Annotated in this window: 7 protein-coding genes; 6 read left to right on the top strand and 1 reads right to left on the bottom strand. The window is 67.8% G+C overall.

Translation table 11 applies throughout. The features are described from left to right. Window positions 1-1,912 (bottom strand): FAD-dependent oxidoreductase (locus tag ACFTZB_RS39580; protein WP_378440489.1); only part of this gene is annotated, 1,912 nt, incomplete at its 3' end. 105 nt (window positions 1,913-2,017) lie between these two features. On the opposite strand from ACFTZB_RS39580, the gene ACFTZB_RS39575 reads away from it, so the two are divergent. From ACFTZB_RS39575 to ACFTZB_RS39550, 6 genes are all read left to right on the top strand, one after another. Further along, a complete protein-coding gene (locus tag ACFTZB_RS39575) occupies window positions 2,018-2,713 on the top strand; it encodes an alpha/beta fold hydrolase (RefSeq protein WP_378440487.1) in 696 nt (231 codons plus the stop codon). Between the two features lie 89 nt (window positions 2,714-2,802). Beyond that, window positions 2,803-3,840 carry an ABC transporter substrate-binding protein gene (locus ACFTZB_RS39570; RefSeq protein ID WP_378440485.1) on the top strand — a complete coding sequence of 346 codons (1,038 nt, stop codon included), beginning with the start codon at window positions 2,803-2,805 and terminating at the stop codon, window positions 3,838-3,840. Beyond that, window positions 3,837-4,613 carry an SDR family NAD(P)-dependent oxidoreductase gene (locus ACFTZB_RS39565; RefSeq protein WP_378440483.1) on the top strand — a complete coding sequence of 259 codons (777 nt, stop codon included), beginning with the start codon at window positions 3,837-3,839 and terminating at the stop codon, window positions 4,611-4,613. Before ACFTZB_RS39570 ends, ACFTZB_RS39565 begins: the two co-directional genes overlap by 4 nt. Before the next feature lie 150 nt (window positions 4,614-4,763). Further along, a complete protein-coding gene (locus tag ACFTZB_RS39560) occupies window positions 4,764-5,930 on the top strand; it encodes an ABC transporter ATP-binding protein (protein ID WP_378440481.1) in 1,167 nt (388 codons plus the stop codon). Continuing rightward, window positions 5,930-7,630, top strand: coding sequence for an ABC transporter permease (locus ACFTZB_RS39555; RefSeq protein ID WP_378440479.1), 1,701 nt, complete (start codon window positions 5,930-5,932; stop codon window positions 7,628-7,630). Before ACFTZB_RS39560 ends, ACFTZB_RS39555 begins: the two co-directional genes overlap by 1 nt. Before the next feature lie 45 nt (window positions 7,631-7,675). Further along, a complete protein-coding gene (locus ACFTZB_RS39550) occupies window positions 7,676-8,440 on the top strand; it encodes an SDR family NAD(P)-dependent oxidoreductase (protein ID WP_378440477.1) in 765 nt (254 codons plus the stop codon). Window positions 8,441-8,497 lie beyond the last annotated feature (57 nt).

Raw genomic sequence — 8,497 nt, 5'->3', positions numbered from 1 at the left:
ACTCACGGGCGACGGCATGACCTTCGGCGACGGCGTGTGCGACCTTGCGTGGGACGAGCGCATCGCCGATGACGTGCACGCGTGGGTTGTCGGGCGCGAGGTGCGACCAGTCGGCCGAGCGCCGCTCGCCGGCGACGACGACCCGGTCGGCGTCAAGGCGGGTCCTCGCCCCCGACAGCGTGTTCTCGAACTCGACCGAGCCGTCGGAGACCGCGACGATCGACGACAGCACGCGCACGTCGACCGGTTGGCCCGACAGCCGGCGCAGGTACTGCACGCGTCCCTCTGCGGGGAGGCCCGACGCGAAGGCCGCGGCCGGCGTCAGGACCGTCACGAGGCCGGCTCCGGCGGCGAGTGCGGCTTCGACCGAGCTCGCCGCGGGCCAGAGCCCGAATCCGTCGTCGACGACGACGACGTGGCCCGCGCCGCGCAGCGGCTCCCCTCCCCCGGCCAGTGCCTGCGACGTGAGCAGCGACGTCGTTCCCGCCGCTTCACGGGGCAGCGTCTCCTCGGCCCCGACCGCCAGGACCACGTCGTCGAAGCCCTCCAGCTCGGCGGCACTCACCCGGTGGCCCAGCCGCATCGTCACCGCCGACAGGTTGTCCGAGTAGTAGTCGAGGAGGCGACGCCACCCGCTGCGGTTCGGTGCGTCCGCGGCAATCGCGAGCTGGCCCCCGATCCGGGCGCGGCTCTCGAAGAGGGTGACGTCGTGGTCGGGTCCGAGCCGCATCGCGCACTCGAGACCGGCCGGGCCCGCACCGACGACCGCGATCCGGCGCCGGTCCGCGGACCGGCGCGTCGGGCCGAGGGTCAGCGGGTACGCCGGACGCGCGGACTCGCCCGGCGGAGCGAGTTCTGGGTTGACCGAGCAGAGCAGGACCGGGTCGAACGTCCGGCAGTCCTCGTTGCAGGACACGCACGGGCGGATCGCGGTTTCCCGGCCGGTCAGCATCTTCCGCGGGAAGTTCGGGTCCGCGATCAGCGGTCGTGCCACGCCGACGAGGTCGGCACCCGACTGCAGGGCGCCGTCGATGGACGCGCCGGTGCGGAAGGACTGCGACACGAGCAGCGGTGGCCCGGCGGCCGCGCGTAGCCGTCCGACCGCGTCGAGCAGCGGCGGGTCGGTGACGGCCATGTCCCGGACGTAGGTGGTGCGCACGCCGACGGTGACGTTGACGTAGTCGAAGCCGGAGAGGTGCGGAAGCAGCTCGCACAGCCCGTCCATGCCGAGGCCTGCCTCTTCTCCTCCTTCGGCGGAGACGCGCACACCGAGGACGAGATCGGGACAGGCGTCGCGGATCGCGGCCGCGATGCGGTCGAGGATCCGTACCCGCTGCGAGACCGTCGCGGCGTCGGAGCCGAAGTTGGTGACCGGCGAGAGGAACTGCGCCAGCAGGTATCCGTGGGCAGCGTGCAGTTCGACGACGGGGAATCCGGCGGACCACGCGTGAACAGCGGATGTGCGGAAGGCGTCGACGATCCCGTCGACCTCGGCGGGCCCGAGTGCGCGGGGACGCGTCGGTTCGCGAGGCGAGCGGACGACGGTCGGTGCCACGGGATGACTCCACAGTTCGGCGCCGAGCGTTTCGCGACCGAGGTGGACCAGTTGGCACGCCGCCACGGCCCCCTCCTCCGTGATCGCCCGTGCCCGGGCCTCGAGGCCTGCGACGACTTCCGGACGCCAGGCCTCGGTGATGTTGCCGTTGCGGTTGGCCGAGTTCGGTGACACCACGGTGCCGCCGACGATCAGCATCGCCGCCCCGCCCGCCGCCCGGCGGCGCCAGTAGTCCGCGTCGCCGGGCGACGGGACACCGCCGGCGACGGCTCCCGAGGCGTGCGCCGTCCCGACGAGACGGTTCGCCAGCCGAAGCGGGCCGAGCTGCAGCGGCCGAGCAGCACGTGGAGACGTCATGAATGCTCCTAACTGAACTGGATTCACTTCACGCTAGCAGGTGATTGACATCACACGGCAACTTCTTTAGATTCAAACTGATATCAGTTCAATTTGAGGGGAATCATGTCGTTCGTTCTCATCCATGGCGCGGGAATGGGCGCCTCCTGCTGGGACCCACTCCTGCCGTTGCTCGAAGGCGACACTCTCGCAGTCGATCTCCCCGGACGGGGTACACGCCGATCCGCCGACCCGCGGACCGTCACCCTTGCCGACTGCACCGCGGCCGTCGTGGCGGATGTGGAAGCGGCGAACCTCGATGACATCGTTCTGGTCGCGCATTCCTTCGCCGGAGTGACGGCCACGCCGGCCATGCCTGCGCTCGCGGGCCGATTGCGGCACGTCGTCTTCCTCTCCGCTGTCGTCCCCGCCGACGGCACGCGAGTGATCGACCAGATCGACCCGGACGTCCGCGCCGCCGTGGAAGAGTCGATACGAGGCGGTCTCTATCGCCAGGATCCTGCGGGCGCCACAGCGATGCTCTGCAACGACATGGACGCCGAGCAGACCGGCTGGACGATCGACCAACTGGTCGACGACTCCGCCGCGTTACTCACCGAGTCCGTCGATCTGTCCGGCCTTCGGGCCGACATCCCCCGCACCTACGTACGCCTGACGAAGGACGCCTGCTATCCGCCCGAACTGCAGGAGCGATCGGCCGCCGTCGTCGGCGGCGACACCGTCTTTCTCGAATCCGGCCACATGGCCATGGTGACGATTCCCGATCAGGTCGCCGCGCTGCTGCACGGGCTCTCGGCGTAGGCCCTCACCGCGCGTTCGATCCCCTCGCTCACAGACCGAAATACACGGATTCGCATCCGGCGAACCGATTCCGGAAGGACTTTCATGCCATGAGAAGTGTGCCGATAAAGCTGATGGCGGTCGCGGTGGTCGCCGCGTTCGCTTCCGCCGCCTGCGGATCCGGCGGGTCCGGCGTCAGTCGACCAGTGTCGGGCACGTGGGACGACGTCGTCGCCGCGGCCGAGAGCGAAGGCAGCGTACTGCTGTACTCGAGCCAGAATCCCGCCAATCTCGAGGCGCTCAAAGTGGCATTCGAGCAGGAGTATCCCGAGATCTCCCTCGAATACGTCCGGGGAACGGACGCCGACATCAACCCGAAGGTCGAGGTCGAGAATCAGACGAAACGCGGCACGGCCGACGTTCACATGCTCACCGACTCCGCCTGGATCGAGACGGCCGCGGAGTCGGGCACGTACTCGGCCGACCTCGTCGGCCCGGCGTTCGACGCGCCGGAGTACGAACCCCAGAAGAGCATCATCTCCGACAGGTTCTTCCTGACCAGCGCGGCGGTGTTCTCCCTCGGATGGAACACGACAGCACTTCCCGGCGGCCTGCAGAAGCCGGAAGACCTCCTCGACCCGGCGTTGAAGGGCAAGATCGGCATCGTCAACCCGTCGGGTATCGCCTCCTACGTCGACTTCTACCGATTCTTCGAAAAGAACTTCGGCCCCGGCTATCTCCAGAAACTCGCCGAACTGAAACCGCGCATCTACCCGAGCGCACTGGGGGTCGCCCAGGCCTTGACGTCCGGCGAGATCGTCGCCACCCCGGTGGTGCAACCGCTGGTGCGGGAGAAGGAATCGGGTGCGCCGGTCGACTGGGCTCTGCCCACGCCGCCGTGGGGAACACCCTGGTTCACGCACGCCCTGTCGGCGGCGCCGCACCCGAACGCGGCTCAGGTGCTCGCGAACTTCATGGTCACGCCGGCCGGCCAGAAGGCGCTGTCGCTCGGCTACGCGAGCGCCCTTCCCGGCATCGAGGGAAGCGTCGCGCGGGCCCAGGACATCGCACTGCCCAACCCGTCCGATCTGACGCCGGAATCGCTCACCGAATACCAGGCCGACTGGGAAAAGAGATTCATCCAGTGACGTCACACGACGCGCGACTGCGTGACACCTGCGCTCTCGTCACCGGTGCCGCACGAGGGATCGGTGCCGCGACCGCGGAACTCTTCCATGCGCACGGCGCGACGGTGTACCTGTGCGACGTCGACGACGACCCGGGCAGCAGTGTCGCGGCGAAACTCGGTGCGAGAGCACACTATCGGCACCTGGACGTGACTGACGAAGCCGACTGGTCCCGGGTGGCCACCGAGATGACGGACCGCGGCCACCCGATGCGCATTCTCGTCAACTCCGCCGGCGCCGCGTCCAAGGCGTCGATCATGGACACCTCGCTCGCCGAGTTGCGCCGCATGATCGACCTCAACCTGGTGGGCACGTTCCTCGGACTGCAGGCCGCGGGCGCCGCGATGACCGCAGGCGGGTCGGTGGTCAACCTGTCGTCGCTGCGCGGCGTCCTCGCGACCGCCGAACTCGGTGCGTACGGCGCGTCGAAGTTCGGCGTTCGCGCCCTGACCCGCGTTGCGGCGCTGGAGTTCGCGGAGAGGAACATCCGGGTCAACGCGGTGTGCCCGGGCAGTATCGACACGGCCATCACCGCGGGCGCAGGTTTCGCCGACGACGACATGGATGCGTATGTGAAGAGCATTCCGATGCAGCGACGGGGTCTGCCGCTCGAGGTGGCGAAGGCCATCCTGTTCCTCGCGAGCGACGAGAGCAGTTACGTCACCGGCACCGATCTCATGATCGACGGTGGAACCTCGGCGGGCGCCAGGACTCCCAAACTCTCGTCGTCGTGACGGACCGGCCCGGCAACTCCTTGCCCGCCGGCCATCCCACCGCTACGCTGAAATGAACTGAATTCACTTTATATTTGTCCGCCGCTCCGAAACCGGGAGCCCGGACGGACGCCCTCCCCGACAAACCACTCGCAACCAGGCAGGTGCCAGGTGACATCGCAATTCAGGGTTTCCAACCTGACCAAGACCTTCGGGTCCAACACCATCGTCGACCAACTCGATCTCGACATCGAGGACGGTGAATTCCTCGTACTGCTCGGCCCCAGCGGTTGCGGCAAGACGACCACGCTCCGCTGCATCGCCGGCCTCGAGACACCCGAGGGCGGGTCGATCACGTTCAAGGACCACACCGTCTTCGACGCGTCGGCCCGAATCAACGTTCCGGCCTACAAGCGCAACATCGGCATGGTCTTCCAGTCCTACGCGCTGTGGCCGAACATGACGGTGCGGGAGAACATCCGGTACCCCTTGAAGGTCCGCCGGATGAAGACTGCCATGGCCTCCGGCCAGGTCGAAACCGCTGCGGGCATGGTGGATTGCGGGGCCCTGCTCGACCGGTACCCCTCCCAGCTCAGCGGTGGGCAGCAACAGCGGGTGGCGGTGGCGCGCGGATTGGTCGCACAACCCGATCTGGTGCTGTTCGACGAACCCCTGAGCAATCTCGATGCGCGACTGCGCGACCAGGTGCGGTCCCAGATCCATCAGCTCCACGAACGTCTCGGCTTCACAGCCGTATTCGTCACCCACGATCAGGCCGAGGCGTTCGCGCTCGGAGACCGGCTCGCCATCATGAAGGCGGGCAAGATCGAGCAGTACGACACCCCCGAGCGGGTCTACGAGACCCCGGCCTCCGACTATGTCGCCGCGTTCATCGGCATGGCGAACCGACTCGAACTCGTCCGGCGGCACGAGGGCTGGACAACGCGCGCGGGCACTCCGGTAGACCTCGATGCGGCCGTCATCCAGGGCGGACACCTCGGGGGCGACGCTGCCCTGGGAAGAATGCGCCCCGACGACCTCGCCCTGCATCGTTCGCTCGACGAGGTCGCCCCGGGCGATGTCGGCCTGACCGGTGAACTCGTCACCTCGGAGTACGGCGGTCGCCATTTCGACGTGACGGTCGACGCCGGCGGTGAGCGGTTGTACCTGCGCGCGGATGCGGGACGGCACGGATCCTGGTTGCGCGGCGCCGCCACGGGATCTCCTCTGGTGGTCAGCTTCTCCCCCAGCGCCCTGCGCGTGTTCCCGCACCCCGACGGGCACGTCGATCTGCACGCTCCCGAGCTCGCTCGGGCCGCAGCCCGAGCGGAGGCGTGATGGCTACTGTCGCCGTGAGCCGCGGTGCGCGGCCGCTCGTCGTCAGCGCGGTGTGGCGGACCCGGCTCGGGTACGGTGCGCTGCTGGCGTTTCTCGCGTACCTCGTCGTGCTCCCGCTGTTCCGGCTGCAGTCGCTGGCGTTCGAAGACGGCGCGCGCGGATATCAGGCCCAGTACGGGCGGTACGACATCGGTCAGACCATCCGGACGACCATCGCCCTCGCCGTCACGTCGCTCGCCATCGCGATGGTGCTGGGCACGGTGCTCGCGTTCGCGGCCACCAGACTGCCACGCCGGCTGAGCTTTCTCCGGATCGTCCCCATCCTGCCCATCGTGATGCCCGCGGTCGCCAACGTGGTCGGGTGGGCATTCCTCCTGTCTCCGGGGCCGGGGTACCTGAACGCACTCCTGCGCACACTTCCCTGGTGGAACACCGTGGATTCCGGACCGATCGACGTCTACAGCACTCCGTGGATCATCATTCTCACCGGTTTCGGACTCACGTCGTTCGTGTACCTGTTCGTGAGCGCGGGCATGCAGAACATCAGTTCCGAGCATCTCGAGGCCGCGCAGATCAGCGGTTCGTCCACGCTCGGAGTGTTCTTTCGCGTCGTGCTGCCCCTGCTTCGCCCGTCCCTGGTGTACGGCGGCGGAATCGCGCTGCTTCTCGGACTGGGCCAGTTCACCGGGCCGCTCCTGCTGGGGCAGAACGCGGGCGTGAAGGTGCTCACCACCGAAATGTACCGACGTGTGTCCGAGTCGCCCGCGGATTTCGCTGCCGCGGCGGCCGCGGGGTCACCGCTCGTCATCTTCGGCATCGTCGTCGTGCTCGCGCAGAAGATGCTTCTCGGCAATCAGAAGCGCTTCGTCACCCACGGCGGAAAAGCGTTCGCGCCGAACACCGGACGCTCGATCTGGGCGGCCGCGGCGATCTCCGTCTACGCGATTCTCGCACTCGTCGTTCCGCTGATCGGGCTCGCCATCGTGGCCGTGTCTCCGTACTGGTCGGTATCGCTGTCCTGGAATCTGTTCACACTCGACAACTTCCGGGCGCTCTTCCAGACGGCGAGCATCGTCGACTCCGTGTTCACCAGTCTTCTCACCTCCGTCGTCGCAGTGGCGATCTGCGTGCCGATCGGCTATCTCACCGCCACTCTGCTCGTGCGAGGCCGCACGCACCGGGTCCTGGGGACCATCGGTGACGTCATCACGGCTCTCCCCCTGGGCATTCCGGCAGTGATCTTCGGTGTCGGGTTCCTGCTGACCTACACGCAGCCTCCGCTGATCCTCTACGGCACCAAAGCGGTCATCATCCTCGTGTACGTCGTGCTCATGGTGCCGTTCTCCACCCGGATGCAGATGACGGCGATGCTGTCGCTCGGGGAGACGTACGCCGAGGCGTCGGCGACCAGTGGCGCGAGCCCGTTCGTCACCAATCTCCGGGTGATCCTGCCGCTGATGAGACCGACCGTGCTCAGTGCCGTCGCCTTGATGTTCATCCTGCTGACCCACGAGTTCGCCGCCTCACTGCTCGTCCGTGCCGCCACGACACAGGTGATGGGCACGCTGCTGTTCGACCTGTGGGAGAACGGCTCGTATCCGCTGGTGGCGGCGATGGCGCTGCTCATGACGGCCGTGACCAGCATCGGCGTCGTGTTCGCGATGCTCGTCGGTGGCCGGAACGTGTTGAGCAACCTGTGATGTCGGCATGTCCGGCCCGATCCGAACGAAAAACGAGGAGTACAGATGAGTGTGGGACCTGAACGGCTTCGCGACAAGGTCGTCCTGCTGACGGGTGCGACCGGTGGGATCGGCGTCGAGATCGTCCGCAGGCTTGCCGACGAGGGCGCCCACGTCGTCGTCACCGATCTCGACGAATCGGCCTGCCATGACCTGCTTCGCACTCTCGCCCGGCCCGAGCGACATGCCGCGCACGCCCTGGACGTCTCCTCCGAGGAGCAGTGGGAGGCGGTCGTCGCAGCAGCCGAAGGGAGGTTCGGCGCTGTGCACGCCCTGGTCAACAACGCCGCCATCGGCAGTGTCGCGACGGCCGAGGACGAAACCCGGGCGCACTGGGATCGTGTGATCGGGATCGGTCAGACCGGCACGTGGCTGGGCATGAAACATGCCGGTCCCCTGATCGAGCGCAGCGGCGGCGGTTCCATCGTGAACATGTGCTCGATCCTGGGAACCGTCGGTGGCCTGGGCAACAGTGTCGCCTACGCGGCCGCCAAGGGTGCCGTCCGCACGATGACGAAGAACGCCGCCCTGCACTGGGCGAAGGCGGGCGTGCGGGTCAACTCGCTGCACCCGGGATTCATCGCGACGCCACCCCTGCTCGAACGGTGGGAGGGCACCGAGCGTCACCGCGAGATGCTGGCCGGCACGCCGATGGGCAGGCTCGGGCGCGGTGAGGAGATTGCGGCCGCGGTCGCCTTCCTCGCGGGCGACGACTCCACCTTCGTGACCGGAGCGGAGATCTACGCCGACGGCGGGTGGACGGCTGCCTGAACCCCGGCAGACGAACATGGCCTCCGCGCGATGCGGAGGCCATGTTTGCTGTGCGGC

It is taken from the genome of Rhodococcus sp. NPDC057014 (assembly GCF_042673295.1).
Classification (GTDB): Bacteria; Actinomycetota; Actinomycetes; order Mycobacteriales; family Mycobacteriaceae; genus Rhodococcus_F.
This window is presented reverse-complemented; position numbering and strand designations above follow the sequence as displayed.